The organism is Sphaerisporangium rubeum (genome assembly GCF_014207705.1).
Classification (GTDB): domain Bacteria; phylum Actinomycetota; class Actinomycetes; order Streptosporangiales; family Streptosporangiaceae; genus Sphaerisporangium; species Sphaerisporangium rubeum.
The window spans coordinates 1,200,143-1,219,743 of the sequence record NZ_JACHIU010000001.1 but is presented as its reverse complement, the minus strand read 5'-3'; the positions used below and the strand labels follow the sequence as shown (position 1 = coordinate 1,219,743).

At 65.5% G+C, this 19,601-nt stretch carries 18 protein-coding genes; 11 read left to right on the top strand and 7 right to left on the bottom strand.

Going from position 1 to position 19,601, the window contains the following annotated elements; translation table 11 throughout:
• Positions 1-200 precede the first annotated feature (200 nt).
• The 5 genes from BJ992_RS05100 to BJ992_RS05080 are packed head-to-tail and all read left to right on the top strand — an operon-like array spanning position 201 to position 7,245.
• On the top strand, positions 201-2,759 hold the full coding sequence (locus BJ992_RS05100; protein ID WP_184978777.1) for a Z1 domain-containing protein: 2,559 nt from the start codon (positions 201-203) through the stop codon (positions 2,757-2,759).
• On the top strand, positions 2,756-3,745 hold the full coding sequence (locus BJ992_RS05095) for a PD-(D/E)XK motif protein (protein ID WP_184978776.1): 990 nt from the start codon (positions 2,756-2,758) through the stop codon (positions 3,743-3,745). Before BJ992_RS05100 ends, BJ992_RS05095 begins: the two co-directional genes overlap by 4 nt.
• Positions 3,742-5,619, top strand: coding sequence for a hypothetical protein (locus tag BJ992_RS05090; protein WP_184978775.1), 1,878 nt, complete (start codon positions 3,742-3,744; stop codon positions 5,617-5,619). Before BJ992_RS05095 ends, BJ992_RS05090 begins: the two co-directional genes overlap by 4 nt.
• Positions 5,609-6,496: a hypothetical protein gene (locus BJ992_RS05085; protein ID WP_184978774.1), complete on the top strand. Its 888-nt coding sequence runs from the start codon at positions 5,609-5,611 to the stop codon at positions 6,494-6,496. Before BJ992_RS05090 ends, BJ992_RS05085 begins: the two co-directional genes overlap by 11 nt.
• Positions 6,493-7,245, top strand: a complete 753-nt coding sequence (locus tag BJ992_RS05080) for a DUF6339 family protein (protein WP_184978773.1) — start codon at positions 6,493-6,495, stop codon at positions 7,243-7,245. Before BJ992_RS05085 ends, BJ992_RS05080 begins: the two co-directional genes overlap by 4 nt.
• A gap of 44 nt (positions 7,246-7,289) precedes the next feature.
• On the opposite strand, the gene BJ992_RS05075 is transcribed toward BJ992_RS05080, so the two are convergent.
• Positions 7,290-7,709, bottom strand: a complete 420-nt coding sequence (locus BJ992_RS05075; RefSeq protein WP_184987610.1) for a very short patch repair endonuclease — start codon at positions 7,707-7,709, stop codon at positions 7,290-7,292.
• A 224-nt stretch (positions 7,710-7,933) separates the two neighbouring features.
• Here BJ992_RS05075 and BJ992_RS05070 point away from each other — a divergent pair, with 224 nt between their 5' ends.
• Positions 7,934-9,058, top strand: a complete 1,125-nt coding sequence (locus BJ992_RS05070) for a DNA cytosine methyltransferase (protein WP_184978772.1) — start codon at positions 7,934-7,936, stop codon at positions 9,056-9,058.
• A gap of 52 nt (positions 9,059-9,110) precedes the next feature.
• Here the strand turns inward: BJ992_RS05070 and BJ992_RS05065 are convergent, their stop codons facing one another.
• Positions 9,111-9,332 (bottom strand): DUF397 domain-containing protein, encoded by a 222-nt coding sequence (locus tag BJ992_RS05065; protein WP_184978771.1) that lies wholly within the window; start codon positions 9,330-9,332, stop codon positions 9,111-9,113.
• Positions 9,329-10,198 carry a helix-turn-helix domain-containing protein gene (locus tag BJ992_RS05060; protein ID WP_184978770.1) on the bottom strand — a complete coding sequence of 290 codons (870 nt, stop codon included), beginning with the start codon at positions 10,196-10,198 and terminating at the stop codon, positions 9,329-9,331. The genes BJ992_RS05065 and BJ992_RS05060 overlap by 4 nt, the downstream gene beginning before the upstream one ends.
• Positions 10,199-10,385: 187 nt before the next feature.
• Here BJ992_RS05060 and BJ992_RS05055 point away from each other — a divergent pair, with 187 nt between their 5' ends.
• Positions 10,386-10,904, top strand: coding sequence for an ATP-binding protein (locus tag BJ992_RS05055; protein WP_184978769.1), 519 nt, complete (start codon positions 10,386-10,388; stop codon positions 10,902-10,904).
• A complete protein-coding gene (locus BJ992_RS05050; protein WP_184978768.1) occupies positions 10,897-11,517 on the top strand; it encodes a DUF6879 family protein in 621 nt (206 codons plus the stop codon). Before BJ992_RS05055 ends, BJ992_RS05050 begins: the two co-directional genes overlap by 8 nt.
• Positions 11,518-11,524: 7 nt before the next feature.
• Here the strand turns inward: BJ992_RS05050 and BJ992_RS05045 are convergent, their stop codons facing one another.
• On the bottom strand, positions 11,525-11,953 hold the full coding sequence (locus tag BJ992_RS05045) for a VOC family protein (protein ID WP_184978767.1): 429 nt from the start codon (positions 11,951-11,953) through the stop codon (positions 11,525-11,527).
• On the bottom strand, positions 11,953-12,429 hold the full coding sequence (locus BJ992_RS05040; protein WP_184978766.1) for a helix-turn-helix transcriptional regulator: 477 nt from the start codon (positions 12,427-12,429) through the stop codon (positions 11,953-11,955). The genes BJ992_RS05045 and BJ992_RS05040 overlap by 1 nt, the downstream gene beginning before the upstream one ends.
• A gap of 486 nt (positions 12,430-12,915) precedes the next feature.
• On the opposite strand from BJ992_RS05040, the gene BJ992_RS05035 reads away from it, so the two are divergent.
• Both BJ992_RS05035 and BJ992_RS05030 read left to right on the top strand, forming a co-directional pair.
• A complete protein-coding gene (locus BJ992_RS05035) occupies positions 12,916-13,872 on the top strand; it encodes an ATP-binding cassette domain-containing protein (RefSeq protein WP_184987608.1) in 957 nt (318 codons plus the stop codon).
• Entirely contained in the window at positions 13,869-14,630 is a 762-nt protein-coding gene (locus tag BJ992_RS05030; protein ID WP_343072503.1) for an ABC transporter permease, read from the top strand. Before BJ992_RS05035 ends, BJ992_RS05030 begins: the two co-directional genes overlap by 4 nt.
• Positions 14,631-14,640: 10 nt before the next feature.
• On the opposite strand, the gene BJ992_RS05025 is transcribed toward BJ992_RS05030, so the two are convergent.
• On the bottom strand, positions 14,641-14,796 hold the full coding sequence (locus BJ992_RS05025; RefSeq protein WP_184978765.1) for a hypothetical protein: 156 nt from the start codon (positions 14,794-14,796) through the stop codon (positions 14,641-14,643).
• Positions 14,797-15,404: 608 nt separating this feature from the next.
• Positions 15,405-16,010 (bottom strand): hypothetical protein, encoded by a 606-nt coding sequence (locus BJ992_RS05020; protein WP_184978764.1) that lies wholly within the window; start codon positions 16,008-16,010, stop codon positions 15,405-15,407.
• A 441-nt stretch (positions 16,011-16,451) separates the two neighbouring features.
• On the opposite strand from BJ992_RS05020, the gene BJ992_RS05015 reads away from it, so the two are divergent.
• Complete coding sequence (locus BJ992_RS05015; RefSeq protein ID WP_184978763.1) at positions 16,452-19,601, top strand: ATP-binding protein; 3,150 nt, start codon at positions 16,452-16,454, stop codon at positions 19,599-19,601.

Genomic DNA, 19,601 nt, shown 5'->3' with positions numbered 1-19,601 from the left:
GGGGCATACCCATCGACGAACCGTACCTTGACCGCTCGCATGCACGCTCTGGTCGTCAGCAGGTGCCTGAGCTCGGCACCAATACAGGATGTTGCACCATCAACCCCATCATTCGAGACACATTCCGTCGGCACTTTGTGGTCGACTTTGCTCTACTCGGCTAAGTTTCTCCCTCTAGGCATGGGAATGGGTGATAAATCTTGGGCCTGTACACCGTCTTCGCGGACTGGGCCAGACGTCACGGCGTCGAGGCGGCCGTGACCAGTTTCTCGGACTCGTTGCCACAAGCTGACATCGACAAGTTCCGGCGTCAGTTCGAGGCCGACATGGCGAAGGTACAAGCCGGCGGCCCGCCGATCATCACCGCCGGTTCGGACGACTGGTACAGCGGCCCGGGAGAGTCCGACCGCTACTGGTTGGCGCTGAAGGACCGGTTCAAGAACGAAGAATGGCCAGGCGATCGAATCGACTCAGTGGATCACTCCTCCAGTACTGTCGTCGCCCATACCCCAAGGCCGGACCGTTCCACATGGGACTCCAAGGGTCTCGTGGTGGGATACGTGCAGAGCGGGAAGACCACCAACTTCACCGCCGTCATCGCGAAACTAGCGGATGTGCGTTACCGCCTCGTCATCGTGCTTTCCGGCATCCACAACGGGCTACGTCGCCAGACCCAGGTGCGGCTGGACCAGTATCTAAAGGACCTCAACCCCGACCGTTGGATAACGCTGACAAGCGAGTCCCGTGACTTCGTCGTGCAGACCCACGAGGCCTCCGCCGCACTCAGTGCGGAGAAGACGGTCCTGGCGGTCGTCAAGAAGAACTCGGCCGTTCTGAACAAGCTCATCAAGTGGTTGGGCACACCTAACAGTCGGAACGCACTCGCTTCCTCGCCGGTTCTGATCATCGATGATGAGGCGGATCAGGCCTCAGTGGCCACGGGACGGATCAACCCGCTCATCAGAAAGCTTCTGAGCCTGATGCCGCGTTGCACCTATATCGGATACACCGCGACGCCTTTCGCTAACGTCTTCATCGATCCCACGCAGACCGACCTGTATCCGAAGTCGTTCATCCTCAACCTTCCGCGTCCGGACGGCTACTTCGGCCCTGAGAAGATCTTCGGTCGCGATGCGGTCGAATGGGAGACGACCGACGAACAGGGTCCACCTGACGGCTACGACATGGTTCGACTGGTGACCGAAAGCGACGTCCCTTTGCTGCGGCCTGGTAGCAAAGAGTCTGTGGACGGGTTTATCCCTACAATGATCCATGAGCTGGTAACGGCCGTCCACTGGTTCTGGCTGGCTACAGCAGCCCGACGGGCACGCGGAGACAGCGACCACAGCACGATGCTCATCCACACGTCCGTCAAGATCGCGGTCCACGAAAGCTACCGTGCACCCTTGCATGACCTCCAGCAGCAGGCCCTCGCTGGCCTCGCCTCCGGCCGCTCCGAGATTCTCGACGAGTGGCGGAACCTTTGGGAGAAGGAGTCGTCACGGGTCCCGGCCGAGGAATTCGACCGGCCGCAAAACACCTTCGACGACGTACTCCCGCACCTAAGTGAGGTCATCGCCACCACGCGCATAGTGCTCGACAACTACCGCAGTCAGGATCGACTCGACTACTCCAAGGACTCCGTGGTGGCCATCGCCGTGGGTGGGAACACCCTCTCCCGCGGGTTGACACTCGAAGGGCTCGTTGTCAGTTTCTTCGTCCGAGGGGCGACCGCCTACGACACCTTGCTCCAGATGGGTCGCTGGTTCGGGTACCGAACCGGGTACGAAGATCTTCCAAGGATCTGGATGACCCCGAGCCTGGCTGCTGCGTTCCGCCACCTCGCCACCGTCGAACATGAGATGCGCGACGACATCGACCGCTATCAGAGGGAGAACCTGACTCCGACCGACGTGGCGGTGCGGATCCGGACACACCCGTCATTGCGAATCACTGCCAAGATGGGCGCAGCTCAACCGACCTACATCTCCTACGCCGGACGTCGGTTGCAGACCCGGTACTTCAGGCACCGGGACGTCGAATGGCTGGACAGGAACCGTCAGGCCGCAGAGAATTTGGTCCAGGAAGGCGTACGGCATGGCCAGGTCGAAGACCTAGGCGCCGCACGGCTGATCCGGGAAGTCCCTGTGTCACTCGTGAAGACCTTTCTCTCTCGGTACCAGGTGCACGAAGATTCACCGGATCTGGAACCGTCGCTTATGGTCAAGTACATCGACCATCAGCTCACCAGCGATCCACCGAGCTTGGTGATGTGGTCCGTCGCTGTCGTCAAGGGAGAAGGCGCAGAAGCGAGACTGGGCGGCCTGGACCTCAAGTACTCGATCCGATCTCGATTGAATGACGGCAACACCGAACGCGCCGACATCAAGACGCTCATGAGCAAGCAGGACCGTGCGCTGGATCTCGGTCTGACGGCCGCACAGGCCAGAACGAAGACCGAGAGCGAACTCGTCACGCTCCGCAACAAGCATCCGGTCTGTCATGACCGTGGACTGATCGTCCTGTACCTGATCGACGCGACGAGTGAACCCGCCACCCCGCAGCCGAGCACCCAGATCGCACACCCACCGCGTACTGCGCTGGATGCGGTACAGCCGGTGGTCGGCCTTGGCATCACCTTCCCCGGGGATGTCGAGACGAAGTACATCCAGGCGACCCACGTCGCCGTGGATCTCACCGATGTCGAGAGCGAGAACGTCGACGAGGCCCTCGGCGTCGACACCGAGGACACGGCGTGACGGACAACTTCCGGCCGACCGTGTTGGAGCGCGCCTGGGCGGTCCTGAGCCGGCCAAGTGGGAAGGAACTGACTTCGTTCCCGCTCGGGATGGCGTGCCATGGGGAACCTTGCCGCGTGGCGATCGACAGCAAGGGTGCCCGTCATCTGCTGGTCCCGGCGGGTGACGAGGACGTGTCCGTCGACCCCAGAACCGCGGTGCTCGGGACGGTGGTCCGCAGGTTGAGCTTCGGCGGTCCTGCTGTCGCGTACGTCGACGTGTCGTGCGCCGAGTCGGACCTCTTCCCGGAATTCGACGAAGTCGTGTCCGACGTGCTGGAGGCCATGACCGGCGCACCACGACCGGCGACGGTGGCCGTGGCCACCATCGCACGATGGCGGCGTCTGTTCCGGAACGGCCTGCTGCGCGGACTGTCCCGTCAGGCCAAGATCGGCCTGTTCGCGGAACTTACCGTGCTCTCGTCCCTCGTCGAGGCGGACCGCACGTTCCCGGTGGACAAGTGGCGGGGACCACTGGGCGAACCACATGACTTCGAGGGCGTCCTACGCTGTCTCGAGGTGAAAGGACTGAGCCCGACGAGCGACAGCATCGTCGTCCACGGTCTGGAGCAGCTGAACACGCACGGTGGACGACCACTGGACCTCCTTCTTCTGCGTGTCACAGAAGACCCGGACGGCCGGACCGTGAGTGATCTCGTCGAACAACTCCGCAGCACAGTGGTGTCGCGGTCCACCCTCCGTGCACGACTCTCTGCGGCAGGATGGACGGAGTATCCGGACCGTCCCGACCTGGACTCGTTCACAGTCGAGGAGACACACAGGATCATGATCGGCCCGGGCATTCCTCGTCTCGTCCCGTCATCCCTCGTCACGGGCTCACTGCCGGACGGTGTCATGGACATCGATTATCAGATCGATCTCACCGCCATGCTTCCGTTCACCTCCGGGGCGTCGCTGGCCGAGATTGCCGAGGAGGTGGTCCGTTGAACCCTCGCTGGTGGTCACAACCGTTCGCACCGGAGGGCTCCGCCGCGGCCGAGGGCATCGTCAAGCAATTAGGACGCCCGGCCCTCGACCCGTTGACCGTCCTGGTTCGGGAGGCGGCACAGAACAGCTGGGACGCGCGCCTGCCCGAGGGCGTGGTCGAGTTCGGCGTGGATGTCCGTGTGCTCGGCGATCACGCCGACACCTTGCGAGAGCTGCTGTTGCCGGGGCCGCACAGCGAGTCGAACATCGATCTCTCCAAGGCGCTGCGCCGGGATGCCGTCGTGTTGGTGGTCTCCGACCGGAACACCAGGGGACTGGGTGGTCCTCTCCGCGCCAGTGTGCGAGCCCACGACGACGAGACACCGGATTTCGTGCAGTTCCTCCGGAACGTCGGAGAGCCCAGTGACCACGTGTTCGGTGGAGGGACGTACGGATTCGGGAAGGGCATCTTCTACAGTCTCAGCCGGGCCGGCACGATCCTCGTGGACACCCACACCGCGGCGGGCGGCCCGGATGCCCGCCGGCTGATGGGTGCAGCTCTCGGCCACAGTTGGTACCTCGGCAAGCGTCGTTTCACCGGCCGCCATTGGTGGGGCACCATCGCCGACGATGAAATACCAGACCCGATCCTGGACGCACAGGCCGACACGATTTCTCATCGCCTGGGACTGTTGGGGTTCGGCGACGGCAGAACCGGAACGGACGTCGTCATCCTGGCAGCCGACCTTGGTGGCACGGTCGGATCCGAGCCCGACGTGCGTGAGCGCACCGCCGAGGAGGCCGCGACCTTCATCGCGTCTTCCATCCTCTGGAATCTGTGGCCGAAGATGGTCCCGGACCAGCACGGCCGTCACATGCGCTTCGTCGTGGGTGTCAACGGTTCCGCTGTCCCTGTTCCCGATCCCCAGAGCTTCGACGAGCTGGCACCCTTCGTCGATGCTCTGCGGGAGGTCAGGGCAGGTAACGGCGAACCCTTCTCACGTACCGTCCGCCCGAAGCACGCCGGAAACTTCGCCATGGCCTTGGGCTCCGCCGACAGTGCGACCACACGTCTTCTGATCGACGCGGCGAAGCCGTTCGAGGGACCGTCCCACCACGTCGCACGCATGCGCGTGGCCGAACTCGTGGTCGACTACCTCGCCGGTCCTCCTCATACCGACCCTCGCCTCGCCTACGCCGGGGTGTTCAAGACATCCGAGGACGCCGACGCACTGTTCGCTTTGGCAGAACCACCCACGCACGACGACTGGATCTCCAAGGGGCTGACCGGAGCCGCACGAGGAGTCGTCCAGGGAGCACGCACCTTTGTACAGAAACAACTGGACGAACGACTCGGACTCGGCCCTCAGTCCGGCGGCTCAGGCGGCCAGGGACTGGGGCAGCTTTCGGTACTGCTGGCCGGCATAGTTCCCGCGCGGTCGCACCTGGGAGCCAAGGACGGCGAGTCAAGGGACGGTGCCATCGGTGGAGCGCCTGGAGCGACCAACACCAACCGCGGTGGCGGCGGCGAGCATGGTGGTTCGTCAGCGCGACGGGGAGGAAGGGCTCGGTTGCACGGCAATCCGGAATTGCTGGTTCACGCAGGAAAGCCATACCTGGTCGCCATGGTGAAGGTTCCTGCGGCGGAGACCGCCAGAGTCCTTGCCGCTGACGTTGAGGTCGTGGTGGAAGGGGGCGGCCGCGAAAGTGAACCACCGCTCGGTGCCCCAGTGCCACAGATAATGCAGTGGCAATCCGCCGCCGGAACCGTCGCTCGCGGAAGGACCGTCACGATACCCGCGGGTCAGGAGTCGGACTGGTACGTCTACGCCACACACGTGCCCGACGCCGTCGTGCGCTTCAAGGTGATTCAGGAGACGTCCGATGCCGGCTGACGTCCGCCCTTACTTGGTACCACGTCCGGGCACAATCATGTGGGAACCATGGTTCCTGCTCGACGCAGGGGAGTGGAGACCTTTGCCGGACGCCATCGAGGGATGGGATCCAGGCACAGATCTACGCGCAGCACGACATGTACGGATCGATGTTGCACGCTTCGTACAGGAGACAGGACTCGATCTCACGGACATCGCGCTGACGGTCTCTTGGACCAGTTCGACCACCGATATGACCGAGGCCGCGCCAGCAGTGAAATTCGACCCGAACGGCATGGCATCGATCGACACGATACTCGCCGGGGAACGCCTGGCCGGAACCCTCTCCCTCCGCAGCACCATCAGCCTTGTCCGCTACTCCGTCGAGCGACACGTCGGCGTCGCGACCGTACCGGGCTCGGTGCTCGCAGAGCACATCCAGCGAATGGTGCTGGAGAGCATGTCCTCCATGTTCCCGGTTCACGAGATCGACTTCTCGCACACACGCCTCTCCCCCACCGCCAGTTGGCATCTGGAGACGAGCACGGACCTGACTGCACCTTTCTACGGTGTGTTCCGCGTGCTCATCAACAAACGCGACCGTGAGTTACGGACAGCCGTGTCCCGAGGGGTCAAGGACAGACGACAGCAGGCTCTGCTCGACGAACTTCAGGCCGGAGTCGCCGCATTACTGCTGGAACTCGCCCTGCACCTCCGCACCGAACTGGAGGAACGCGAGGACTGGCCACCCGACAGCGTCGGGGACGTCCTTGCGAGGACCATCGCCGCATCACCATTGCATGTCGTCGCCCCACCGTCGGCGGTGGACCTCGCGGACTTCAGGACCCAGGTCTCGGGTGCCGTGCGGAGCCTCGGCAGGGGGCGCATCTTCCAATGAGCGAACTGTGGCCCCATCTCCCCGCCGTTGTCGGCGCAACCCTGTATGCCGATATCTACGCCGGGCGACTCCGCGAGCCACGAGAGAGTCATCCGGAACAGACATGGGCACCCGTCGGGGGCCGTGTCGCACCGAAGCACGTACGGGAACTGATCGATGCGGTTTCGACAGTGGCCCGTGAATACCGTTTCCCGGAAGCTGCCGGAAGCGACGCGCGGGTGGCCTTTGATCGTGACGCCGCCAAGGTGATCCGCGCTCACTTAAATCTGTCATGGGCGGAAGCCGGCAACCGGGACCTCTGGTCCTTCCTCTCCCTCGTGGCCCTGCCGCATGTGACCATGTGGCGCTTCGGACCGAACAACAAGGAGCGGTGGATCGCCACCGATCTCACGCGGCACACCTGGGCTCGGCTGTGGTGGCAGGCCGTTGTCTTCGCCGGCCACGAGCACATCCTGGCTGCGCTCAGCGAGAGCGACCTCAACCAGCTTCTCGAACGCCGCAGCATTGGCGGTGACCCTCGTCTGGTACGGGAGATGGCCGGAGCTGTCACCGAACTCGCCACGAATGTCTCTCGTAGACCGGTGATCCGAGATGTCACAGCTCGCCTGCGCAGGTACTTGGCGTTCCTGGACGTACGAGCCCTCTCCGACCAGCAGGTGCGAGACATCTGTCGAGCATTGACGTCCGAGACGGTCACGCGGCTGACCGGACGGTCTGGGGATTCCAGAGAACGCGGCCTCGAACCGTAGGGCACCTCGGACCGGGCAAACGCTGGACGTCATCGCAGGACGAGTCAACACTCGGCCTGTGCACGTGTGACCGCTTCGACGATGCGCTCGACCGCTCGGGACGGGTCCTCGTGCTCCCAGATCCGGATGACTCGCCACCCTGCCTGCTTGAGATGCTCGTTCGTGGCCATGTCTCGCGCCACGTTCTTCGCCAACTTCTCAGACCACCATGTATCGTTCACAGCCGGACGAGTGGCGTGCTCCGGGCAGGAGTGCCAAAAACACCCGTCCACGAAGATCGCCACCTTAGCTCGCGTGAAAGCGATGTCGATCGAGCGGCGCTTCATACCTGGTATGGACCAGGCCACCCGGTACCGCAGACCGCTGGCATGCAGAAGTTTGCGAATCGAGACCTCTGGCCCGGTGTCCCTGCGACGCTGCTTGCTCATCCGCGCCGACACACCGGGCGAACTGGGAGAAGGCATGGTTGCCACACCAGAACGCTATCCCCTGTCCCCTGTCCCTGACACCGAGATCGTGATCATCTGTTCGCCGACCTCTCGCTGGGAAGGTGCACGTCATGAACTGATGCTTCGTCTGTCCATGGATACGCCTGATCTCCTCACCCCACCGGACTTCAGACAACGAAAACTGTGGCAGCATCTCACGGGTGACACACCGCCCTAAGATCGATTGGCGTCCTGCCCAGATGGTCGACTTGTTCGCTGGGCCTGGCGGACTCGACGTGGCGGCGGAGAAGCTCGGTGTCGCGACTGTGGGTCTGGAATGGGATGCCTCGGCATGTCAGACGCGGCGAGCAGCTGGTCTGGTCACGGTGGAAGCAGACGTACGTGACTATGGCCCCCTGAACTTCCCCAGGGCGAACGTGCTTGCGGGAGGACCACCGTGTCAGACCTTCACCGTCGCCGGCCGGGGGACCGGGCGCAAAGCTCTTGACGAGGTCCAGCACTTCATCAAACGCATGGTTGCCCGGGAGGAACGGACGGAGATCGTAAAGGATCTTTCCAGGCTTAGGGACGAGCGAACGCGCATGGTCCTGGAGCCTCTTCGCTGGGCGCTCGCAGCGATCGACGTAGAGAACGCCACCCCGTATGACGCAATAATCCTTGAGCAGGTTCCGGCGGCGCTCCCTGTATGGGAGGCGTACGCGGCTGCTCTTCAGCACGAAGGCTATGGCGTGGACTGCGCAATCCTCCGCACTGAGGAATACGGCGTACCTCAGACACGCAGACGGGCAGTGCTCATCGCTCGTCTAGGCGACGAAAAAGTGTCTCTGCCATCGCCTACACATCGGCGTTACCGCAGAGGCATCTCACGCGAGGCAGGGGATCGAGCACTCCAACCGTGGAGAAGAATGGCTGACGCGCTCGATCGACCGTCGGACTTTTTCGTGATCTCGAACTACGGAACCGGCGGGGATCCCAAAGCTCGCGGTCGTAGGGCCTCCTGGGAACCGTCTGCCACTGTTACAGGAAAGATCTTTCGTAACCGTGTCGTGTCTGCAAGGGACATCGAGCTGCCGCGGTTCTCCCTCTCCGAAGCCGGTCGCCTGCAGACTTTCCCAGTGAACTACCCCTGGTCCGGGCGGGACGTGGGTCAGCAGATCGGAAATGCTGTGCCTCCTAGATTGGCAATGCACATCCTTTGTGCTGCATTCGGTTGGGACGCTCCGGACGACTATCTGCTGCAGAGCCTTGAGACCTGGGACATCCGGAAGTGTTCGGGCCCGATCCACGACGCCGAGCCATCAATGGTTCACTATCGGGAGCAAGACCGACCGCTCGCAGGCGGCCGTCTCCACAGCGGCCCTTAGACAATCCGCACCGCAGCGGCACTGAGCGCACGCCATCGGAGCATGGAGAAGCTCAGAGTTCGCCGCTCCGTACGGCTTGCCGGAAGGCCGACCATACGGCATCTGTGAGCCTCAGCGGCATCGTACCCAAGTGCTTGGAGTCACGGATCGCCTTCCCGCCGGACGGGATATCAGCGATTTCCACGCAGTCACCTTCGGCCGCGCTGGCGGAGGACTTGCGCCACCTCAGTGTGGCCAGGTCGCAGGTGTCTTGGCTGGGGCAATTAGGGGTCACTGCCTGGTGCCTTTCTCCATGCGGGCGATCAGGGCCTTGGAGTCGTCTACCGGAGAGGCGGCGGCGACGATTCGACTGAAGGCGTCGGTAAAGGTGTTCACCTCCGAGTCCTCTTCAAGATAGGCGAGGCCCAGGAGGTTTTCCAGCGTCACTACGTCGGGGAGGGCTGAGGGGAAGCCGACGACGCTGAAGCCTCCTGCGTAGCCGGGGTGTGGGGTGGCGTCCAAAGGCATGACCTGGATGGTGACGTTGGGGAGGTCTGCGCAGTCGGTCAGTCTGCGTAGTTGGTCGCGCATTGTGGACGGGCGTACGGCGAATCGCTGGTGGAGGACGGCTTCTGAGATGACGGCCCAGAGCTTCAGTGGACCACTGGGGCGGGTCAGTACGGACTGTCGGGCCAAGCGGAGTTCCGCCAGGGCTGCTATCTCCTCGGGGGTTCGGGTCATGGTGATGCCGGAGATGGTCTCGCGCGCGTAGGCGGCTGTCTGGAGGAGACCGGGGATGAGGAGTGGGGCGAAGACCTTGATGCTCTCGGCGTCGGACTCAAGGGAGATGTAGTCGGCGTACGCGGGGGCGACCACTCCGCTGTACGTCTGCCACCAACCCTTCTTGCCGGCGTCCTTGGCGAGTGCCTCCAGTGCGCTGTAGATCTCGGGGTCGGTGACGCCGTACACCTGTAGCAGCGTGGTCACCTCTGCGGAGCGGATGGTCGCGAAGGCATTCTCGATTTTGGACATTTTTGGCGCCTTCCACCCCATAGCGACAGAAGCCTCGTCCAGTGTCATTCCCGCTTTATTTCGCAACATTCTCAGAGTTGAACCCAAGCGGCGGCGTCGGACGGTCGGGATCACAGGCGCGTTCGGCATGAGCGCAAGTCTGGCACTCCACCATAGGCAAAGCGATGCCTTTCAAAAAAAGCTGGCGAGGAGTTGGGTAGAAACCTTGCGCCAAAACTTGGAAACCCTCCATCATCCCTACCAGTGACAATGACTCAGGGTCAGACTACAGATACTTTGAGTAAATTGTCGGATTCCAGTCACCACAGGGTCGGAGATGAGGAACGGGGTGAAAATGTCCAATATAGAAGAATACGCATCGTTCGCCAGGTTGGGCTTCTATCCATCAACTCGGACAAACGGTTTCGCGGTACACATGAATGTCTGTGCGGAAAACCTGAGTGCCGTTCGGAAGATGATCAAAGAGGTCCTTGCCGTGCTCGGCGTCGACGGTGAGACGGTGGAGTCGGCGCGGCTGGTCGCGTCGGAGTTGGTGGGGAACGCGGTGCGGGCCTGTGGGCACTGGGCTCCGGTGATCGTGGAGGTGGAGGTCGGCGGTGCGGGGGTCTGGGTCAGGGTTCATGATCCGGATCCGGTTCGGCTGCCGGTTCGAGCCGGGACGAGTGCGGATGATCCGGAGGTCGAGTCGGGGCGGGGGCTCTGGTTGCTGGATGCGCTTACTCCTGGGTGGGACGTGGCGGTGACGCCGATCGGCAAGCAGGTTCGGTGTCTGTTGCCTCGGGAGGGGTCGCTGCCGTTGGCCTGCGCGGCGGGGACGGAGGGGACAGATGCTTGAGGAGCTTGGGTCGCTACCGGCGCCGGTGTTGGGGCTGGAGGAGTACAAGGAGGACTTTCGGCGGCACTTCTGGGTCGCCGATGTGACGTGGAGGTTGGAGAGGGGGCTGACGTTTCGGGAGCCGGGGTCGCCTAGTTGGGTGGCGATGCGTGGCGGGGACTGGGATGGGGCTCTTCGGCTTGCGGAGGGGATGCGGGCCGGGAGAGTGGAGCACCAGAGAGCACTGGATCGGCGGGGGATCGTGCAGCGGCGGGTTCGGTTTGTTTGTGAGCCGCTTACGGCTTACTTGCAGTGGGAGCTGCATGTGCTGACGATCTGGGCCGAGCTCGGGGAGCAGATCACGGTGCTTCCTACGGCGGCCGTCGCTCATCTGGAGGCGCGGGAGGAGCTGCCTGAGGTGCTGATCCTTGGGGAGCGGGTGGCTTCACCCGTGATGTACGTCATTCAGTACAGCGCGGGGGTGCTCTCTGGGGCTCGCAGGTTCGTCGACCGGGAGCTCATCGAGGTCTGCAGGCGGGAGGTCGCGGCTCTCTGGCGATGCGGGGAGGACATCTTGCGGTACTTTCCCCGGCGGATCGAGAGCCTTCCACCGCCTGATGTGCGGGAGGAATGAGGGCTCGTCAGCCGCCGAAGGATACGTTGAGCTGGGTCAGGCGGAACTGGTTGCCTGAGGGGTCGCGGAAGCCGGCGTCTATGCCGTAGGGCCGCTGCTCGGGGGTTTCGGTGAATTCGACGCCTCGGGACTTCAGGTCGCGGTAGGTGGCTTCGCAGTCGTCGGTGGTGAGGAAGACGGTGCCGGCGAAGCCCTTGGACATGAGGTCGTGGACCTGGGCTGTGGTGGCGTCGTCCATCAGCGGGGGGCCGGGGATGGCCATGAGGACGATGGCGAAGTCGGGCTGGTTGGTGGGGCCTACCGTCAGCCAGCGGAAGTTGCCCATCTCGGGGACGGTGACGTCGGAGCGGACTTCCATGTCGAGTTTCTTGGTGTAGAAGGCGAGGGCTTCGTCCTGGTCGTGGACCCAGAGCTGTGCGTTGGCGATATTGATCATCAGAGGTCTCCGGTGGGTGGTGAATCGGACATCTCTGACGTTAGTGGGGTGGGTTCGGGGGTGTCTTCTCGAAACGTCCGGTGTTGGGGACGGGAGTGGGCTCGGACGACGCAGGCGGGGATCAAGGCGTACTTGGCGGGGTCGGGGAACTGGGCTCGGTATGTGGTGGGGGGCATGCCGTAGGTGTGGGTGAAGCTGGTGGTGAAGGAGCCGATGCTTTGAAGGCCTACAGCCAGGCAGATGTCGGCTACTGAGCGGTCGGTGTTGCGGAGGAGTGCGGCGGCGCGTTCCAGGCGGCGGGTCAGGAGGTAGGTGTGGGGGGTTTCGCCGAAGGCGCGGTGGAACTGCTGGCTGAAGTGGGAGCGGGAGAGGCCGGCCGCCTTGGCCATGTCGGCGACGGTTATGGGGTCGTGGTAGCGGGTGTCTACCAGGTCTTTCGCGCGGACGAGGTGGCGTGCGGGTGGGACGGACGGCATGGGGTCAGTATCGCTGGTGGGACTGACAACCTCGGTGGAGAGGTCAGTTCGTGTGGTGGAGCGGTCGGGTCGTCTGGGGAACGGCCGGGTCGTGGTGGCGGGGTGGGGGCTGATGGATGTCGTACGTGCGGAGGTGGGGAGTCTGGTGGCGGGGCCGGAGGTCGGGGGTCTGGGGGATGTGGGGTTCGCGGGGATGAGGGCTCGTTGGCGGAAAATCTTGGCTCGGGGGTCGGGAGTCGGGTGGATGGGATGAGAATTCGCTGGTCAGTGGGTGGGTGGGGGGTGTGGGACAAATTTGTGGGTGGGGGGTCTTGGTGGGAGGCGTGAAAGGTGTTTTTGCAGGTCAGAGGTGGATGTGCACATCCGTTTCACGTTTGCCAAGACGGTTCTGGGGGGTTCAGGATGAGTCATCTTCTGATGCGGGCCTGAGCAGGGCTTTCTTTGGCGTGCCTGCGGATCGGGCTTTTCTCGGTGGGAGGGGTGGCGATGATTCGTGCTCGTGGGCTGACTCGGCGGTTCAAGGTCAGGCGGGGGGTGGTGGAGGCCGTTCGGGGGGTGGATATGGATGTGGAGCAGGGACAACTGGTGGCGTTTCTCGGGCCTAACGGAGCGGGGAAGTCGACGTGTCTGCGGATGTTGACGACTCTGCTGCGGCCTACGGCGGGGTCGGCGGTGGTGGCGGGACGGGATGTGGTGCGGGATCCCGTCGGGGTGCGGGGACGGATCGGGTATGTGGGGCAGAAGAACGGGGCCGGCGAGGGGTTTCGGGTCCGGGATGAGCTGGTCACGCAGGGGCGGGCTTATGGGATGAGCCGGGCCGTGGCGCGGGTGCGGGCCGATGAGGTGATGGGGCTTTTGGAGCTCGAGTCGCTGGCGGATCGGACTCCTGCGACGTTGTCGGGAGGGCAGCGGCGGCGGCTTGACATCGCGCTGGGGCTGGTTCATCGGCCCGAGTTGCTGTTTCTGGATGAGCCTTCCACGGGGCTCGATCCGCAGAGCAGGGCTGATATCTGGGGGCACATTCTGCGGCTGCGGGAGCGGCATGGGATGACGATCTTCCTGACCACTCACTATCTGGAGGAGGCGGACAGCATGGCGGAGCGGGTGGTGATCATCGACCGGGGACGGGTCATCGCGGACGGGACGGCTGACGGGCTCAAGGCGGGATTGGCCGGGGACCGGGTGACGGTCGAGGTCGAGGAAGGGTTCTCGGGGAGGGCCGCGGAGATGGCTCGGCGGGTGGTGGAACCCGGTGAGGTCGTGGTGGAGGGGACGGTGGTGCGGCTGCGGGTGGCGCGAGCGGCTTCCGCGGTGCCGGGGTATTTGCGTGCGCTGGATGAGGCGGGGGTGAAAGTGCTGTCCGCGGAGACGGCGCGGCCCACTTTGGATGACGTTTTCCTGGCGCTCACGGGGCGGACGTTGCGTGAGGAGGGGGCGGCGTGAACGGCTCTGTGCGGCGGTTCGTGCGCGATACCGGGACGGTGTTCTCGCGGGAGTTCGTGCCGGTGGTGCGGAAGCCTTTTGTGCTGGTGTTCACGATGGGGCAGCCGTTGCTGTTCCTGTTTCTTTTCGGGTCGATGCTGGAGGGGACGGTCGGGGAGGCGGGTGCGTCGTGGCAGTGGTTCGTGCCGGGGATTCTCGTGATGATGTGTCTTTCCGGGCCGATGATGGCCGGGTATTCGCTGCTGGTGGAGCTGATGGGTGGGTCGCTTGAGCGGATGCTGGTGACACCGCTCAACCGGGTGGCGATGCTGGTGGGCCGGACGTTGAAGGAGTTCGTGCTCCTGTTGTTCCAGGCGGGGCTGATCATTGTGCTGGCGGTGCCGCTGGGGTTCCGGCCTTCGGTTCCTGGGGTGGTGATGGGGCTGGGGGTGCTCGTCGTGTTCGGCGTGGGGCTCGGAGCCTTGTCGTTCGCGCTGGCGATCGCTTCGCGGCCGGGGGGTGATCTCTTCTGGGGGGTCACGCAGATGGTGATGTTTCCGTTGGTCTTGCTGTCTGGGTTGTTGCTTCCTGTGGAGTCGGGGCCGGGGTGGCTGCGGGTCGCGGCGGCGGCCAACCCGGTGCGGTACATCGCCGACGCCGAGCGGGCCCTGCTCGCTGGACGGGTCGACATGTCGGTGATGTACGGCATGGGGTGCGCGGTGGCGGTGGGGGTGATCGGGCTGGCGATCGGGACCCGCGCGATGCGGCAGGGAGTTTGACGCCGTGCGATCAGGTGTAGGCCGAGACGGGGATCGCGAAGTCGTAGCCTGCGGCGGTGTGGCCCCAGATGTAGTCGTAGGGGCATCGGCCGTACTCGCCTCTGTAGGCGTAGCCGTTGTAGAACAACGCGGAGCACTTGAAGCAGAACCGCCACTGGTTCTGCATCCCGGCCGGCTGGCCGATGTTGAAAGGCAGCAGGAACTGTGCGGTTGAGACGTAGTCGTGACCGCCGCCTCCTGCACACGGTTTCGAGGAGCCAGGGGCCCAGAACACGGCTGCGCATTTCCAGCAGAGTCGCCAATTACCCTGGGTGTGAGCGTCCTCACCGTCGCCGCCGGCGACGCTGACGTTGTACGTCAGGCGGAAGGTCCAGCCTGCGGCCTGATGTGAGCCCCCGGCGGGACAGACGCTTTTGTAGTATGTCGTGTTCGTGGTCGGGAAAAGTTCGAAGCATTTCACGCAGAACCGCCAGCCGTCCATGGTGTATCTGGGTTCCGCGGCTGCCCCGGTTGGCGCCAGAACGGATTCCACTGCCACCGCCGATATGCTGAGCGCGACCGCGCCGGCCAGCACGGAACGGCGCGGCAACCATCTGGAACCAGATTCTTCCGGCATGAGGATCTCTCTTTCTCCATCGATTCAGGCATGCGTCCAGGTGGGATGGAACCGATGGCGAGCGGTTCCATCCGGCGCGATGATGATTCGCCTTGGATTCACAGCACGACATTTTCCGATCGGCTCGCCCTGAAGATGACGATCCGCCTACGGGCTGATCAGGTATAGGCCGAGACGGGGATCGCGAAGTCGTAGCCGGCGGCGAAGTGGCCGTAGAGGAACCGGTAAGGGCACAGGCCGGTGTCGCCTCTGTAGGCGTAACCGTTGTAGAACAGCACGGAACAGTTGAGACAGAAGCGCCACTGGTTCTGTGTCCACGGCGGCTGGCCGAGGTTGAAAGGCAACAGGAACTGCCCGGACTCGGGACGGTAGCTGTGCGTCCCACCCAGGGGACATGCCTTCCATTCGCCGGGAGCCCAGAACAGTGCCGCGCACCGGTTGCAGTTCCGCCAGTTCGCTTGGGTGTGGGAGTCCTCGCCGGTACCGCCTGTCTCGAGGTTGTAGGTCAGCCGGAAGGTCCAGCCCGCGACCTGATGCGGGCCTCTGGTGCGGGGGCAGACCGAGCCCGCGAACGAGACCAGGAAAAGTTCGCAGCAGTTCACGCAGAAACGCCAGCCGTTCTGCGTGTATCTGGGTTCCGCGGCCGCCGCGGTGGGTGCGGCTATGGACTGCGCCGCTGTCGCCGCTGCCGCGAGGCCCAGCGTCACCGCGCCGGCCAGCACGGAACGGCGCGGTAATCGCCTGGTATCGGGTGCGTCCTGCATTGGTTCCCTCATAACGTTTCAGGGGGGCTTGGCCGACTGCGGGCAGCATGCTCCGCCTCGTCAGTACATGGCTCGCTCGGGAAATCGGTGAATGTGGAGCACCGACATCAATCATGCGCCTGATCACAGCCCTTGACAATCCCTGTCCGATGATTTCGCCTGTCGCCGTTGGAAAATCAGCTGCCTGCGGCAACGATGTCGCCGACGCTATTCAGATATACATAAATCGCTCAAGTCACTACTTAAATTATGGTGTGGCCATTTAGGACAGCGGGGTGCATGTGCCCGGTGCGGAAATCGTTCAAGGCCGAGCGGAGGGCCGCGGTGGATGCCGTCCGGGGGGACCTGGCCTTGAGAGGTGGGTTGGGGCTCGGGGGCCCTACGCGGGAGAATCGGCCGGTGCATGGGAACGGGGGGACGCGTCTACGGGTGACGCTGCTCATGGGTTTTGAGGTGTGGCGCGGCGAGCGTGCGGTGACTGTTCCCGGGGCCAGGCTCCGGGGGCTGGTGGTGCGGTTGGCGCTGGCCGGGGGGCGGCCGGTCGAGCCGGGGGTGCTGGTCGACGCGTTGTGGCCGGAGGAGGCGCCGGCCGATCCGGTGAACGCGTTGCAGTCGCTGGTGTCACGTCTGCGCAGGGTGCTCGGGGACGCCGGGATGGTCGCTCAGGCCGGGAGTGGTGGCTACCGCCTCGGCGTCGCTGAGGACGATGTCGATGTGCTGCGGTTCGAACGGCTGGCGGCGGACGGACGTGAACGGCTCCGGGCCGGGGATCCGGAGGCGGCGGTGGAGGTGCTCGGTGCGGCGGCCGGGCTGTACGGCGGAACGCCGGTGGTCGCCGCGGTGGCCCCCGCGGTGGCGGCGCGGCTGGAACGTGTCGCGGTCGAGGTGTCCGCCGATCTGGCTGAGGCGGAGTTGGCGCTGGGCCGTGCCGGAGAGGCGGCCGATCGGCTGGCCGTGCTGCTCGCCGAGCATCCGGCGGACGAGCGGGTGGCGGCGTTGCGGATGGACGCGCTGGCGGCGCAGGGACGGCAGGCCGATGCGCTCGACCTGTACGAGCGGGTACGTGCGACGCTCGCCGAGCGGCTCGGCGCCGATCCCGGCGCGGCGCTGCGTGAGCGTCACCTGCGTCTGCTGCGGTCGCCCGCTCCGGTTCCCGAGGCGCCGGTGAGCAATCTGCCCGCGCCGCTGACCAGTTTCGTCGGACGGGACGACGACCTCGCTCGTGTCGGCGCGCTGCTGGACCGGGGGCGGCTGGTCACGGTGGTCGGGCCGGGTGGGGCCGGTAAGACGCGGCTCGCGGTGGAGGCGGCCCGGCGGCGCGAGTACCGCGACGGTACCTGGCTGGTCGATCTGGCGGCGGTCACCGAGCCGGCGAAGGTCGGTGCGGCGGTGCTGGCGGCGATCGGGTCGGTTGGCGTGGCGCTCTTCGAGGGCTTCGGCCGCATGCGGGCCGAGGGAAGTGAGCTTGACGTGCTCACCGACCGGCTCGGCGGACGGGAGAGCCTGCTCGTGGTGGACAACTGCGAGCATCTGATCGACGCGGTCGCGCATCTGGTCGCGGCGTTGTTGCCGCGCTGCGCGGAGTTGCGGGTGCTGGCGACCAGCCGGGAGCCGCTGGCGATCGACGGTGAGGCGCTGGTGCCGATCGGGTCGCTGGCGCTGCCGGGCCCTGGGGACGACCTGGCGGAGGTCCGCCGCAGCGCGTCGGTCCGGTTGTTCACCGAGCGGGCCGCGGCGGTGCGTCCTGGTTTCGAGGTCGATGAGCGGACCTGTGCGGACGTGGTACGGCTGGTTCGTGGTCTGGATGGTTTGCCGCTGGCGCTTGAGCTGGCGGCGGCCCGGTTGCGTACCTTGTCGCCGGCCGAGCTGACGGCCGGGTTGTCCGACCGGTTCCGGCTGCTCACCACGGGGAGTCGCGTCGCGGCGCCGCGGCACCGCACGTTGCGCGCGGTGATCGCCTGGAGCTGGGATCTGCTCGGCGAGGACGAGCGGACGGTGGCGGAGCGGGTCTCGGTCCTGCCGGGTGGTGTGACGCGGGAGTCGGCCGCGGCGGTCTGCGCCGGCACGGCGGTGGTTCCCAGCGAGGTTCCTGAGCTGCTCGCCGCGCTGGTCGACAAGTCGCTGCTGCGGCTCGCGCCGGACGCGGGTCGTCACCGGATGCTGGAGACGCTGCGTGAGTACGGCGTCGAGCGGCTCGCCGATCGGGGTGCGCTCGGGGCCGTGCGTGATCTCGCGGCCCGTCATCTGGCCGGGCTGGTCGCGCGGGAGGATCCGCTGTTGCGCGGGGCCGGTCAGCTCGCCGCGTTGCGTGTGCTGCGCGCCGAGTACGACAACGCGCTCGCCGCGCTGCGCCATCTGTGCGACACCGGCGACGGCGCCGGGGCCGTCGCGCTCGCCTTGGATCTGTCCTGGTACTGGCTGATACTCGGCCTTCATGCCGACGCGGTGTACTGGCATGAGCAGGCGCTGGCCCTCCCCGCCACGGGGGACAGGCGGGACCGGGACATCGCCGAGGCGGTGCTCCTGCTCAACCGCATGAACGCACGCTCACCGCTGACCGTGGAGCTGCTGCGGGAGAACGAGGCCGCGCTGCGGGCCCTGGCCGATCGCCTGGTCGCGTACCCGTCGCTGCCGGGGATCGCCGGTGTGATGGCCGCGATCACGCTGCACTTCCTGCGGGAGCACGAGGCGTCGCTCGCCTTGGTGCGGCGGCTCGCGGACGGGCCCGATGTCTGGCTGTCAGGGCTGGCCCACATGTTCCGGGCCTCGTTCGCCGAGGACGAGGGGGACCTCGACCAGGTACGCGCCGACGTGGCGGCCGCGCTCGACGCGTTCGGCCGGGCCGGTGACCGGTGGGGGCTCGCCGCGGTGCTGCCGGCGCGTGCGCTGCTGCGGCAGTACGACGGGGATCTCGACGGCGCGTTGGGGGACCTGCGGGAGGCCCGGTCCCTGGCGCGGGAGTTCGGCTCGCTGAGCCTGGCCGACGAGGTCTTCCTCGATGTGCGCTGGATCGACCTCCATCTGCGGCGCGGCGAGGACGCGCAGGCGGAGGCGATGCTGCACGCGGTCCGCGAGCGGGTGGAGCGGTCGGCCTCACCAGCGCTGGCGGCCGCCGTCGCCGCGTCGGAGGCCCGCATGTGGCTGCGGCTCGGTGACCTGGACCGTGCGTGGGCCTGTGTCGAGGCGGCCGGCGCCGGTGACGTGACCGCCGGTACGGTGCGGGCCTCGGTGTGTGTGCGGCGGGGTGACGCCGAGGGTGCCGGGGTGGCGCTGGCCGTGGCGTACGAGGCGGCGCTGGAGGGTGGGGACCTGCCGAGCGTGGCCACGGTCGCGGTGGCCGGGGCCGAGCTGGCCGGGCTGCTCGGCCGGCACCGGGACGTGGCCCTGCTGCTCGGCGCGGCAGCCCGGCTGCGCGGCACCCATGACGTCAGCGACCCGCAGATCCAGGCGATGGCGGCGTGTGGCCGTACTGCTCTGGGTGAGGACGTCTTCGCGGCGGCGTACCAGGAAGGCTGGGGGCTGGACGGGAAGACGGCTCTGCTGCGGGTCGATCCGGCGCGGCTGCGCCGGGAGCCGGACGGCACAGCGTAG

Coding starts and splice junctions, on each gene's coding strand:
- BJ992_RS05085 (WP_184978774.1), top strand. CDS start 5,609: ATGCCGGCTGACGTCCGCCCTTACTTGGTACCACGTCCGGGCACAATC.
- BJ992_RS05080 (WP_184978773.1), top strand. CDS start 6,493: ATGAGCGAACTGTGGCCCCATCTCCCCGCCGTTGTCGGCGCAACCCTG.
- BJ992_RS05075 (WP_184987610.1), bottom strand. CDS start 7,709: ATGCCTTCTCCCAGTTCGCCCGGTGTGTCGGCGCGGATGAGCAAGCAG.
- BJ992_RS05070 (WP_184978772.1), top strand. CDS start 7,934: ATGGTCGACTTGTTCGCTGGGCCTGGCGGACTCGACGTGGCGGCGGAG.
- BJ992_RS05060 (WP_184978770.1), bottom strand. CDS start 10,198: ATGCCGAACGCGCCTGTGATCCCGACCGTCCGACGCCGCCGCTTGGGT.
- BJ992_RS05055 (WP_184978769.1), top strand. CDS start 10,386: ATGAGGAACGGGGTGAAAATGTCCAATATAGAAGAATACGCATCGTTC.
- BJ992_RS05050 (WP_184978768.1), top strand. CDS start 10,897: ATGCTTGAGGAGCTTGGGTCGCTACCGGCGCCGGTGTTGGGGCTGGAG.
- BJ992_RS05045 (WP_184978767.1), bottom strand. CDS start 11,953: ATGATCAATATCGCCAACGCACAGCTCTGGGTCCACGACCAGGACGAA.
- BJ992_RS05040 (WP_184978766.1), bottom strand. CDS start 12,429: ATGCCGTCCGTCCCACCCGCACGCCACCTCGTCCGCGCGAAAGACCTG.
- BJ992_RS05035 (WP_184987608.1), top strand. CDS start 12,916: ATGATTCGTGCTCGTGGGCTGACTCGGCGGTTCAAGGTCAGGCGGGGG.
- BJ992_RS05025 (WP_184978765.1), bottom strand. CDS start 14,796: ATGCAGAACCAGTGGCGGTTCTGCTTCAAGTGCTCCGCGTTGTTCTAC.
- BJ992_RS05020 (WP_184978764.1), bottom strand. CDS start 16,010: ATGCAGGACGCACCCGATACCAGGCGATTACCGCGCCGTTCCGTGCTG.
- BJ992_RS05015 (WP_184978763.1), top strand. CDS start 16,452: ATGGGTTTTGAGGTGTGGCGCGGCGAGCGTGCGGTGACTGTTCCCGGG.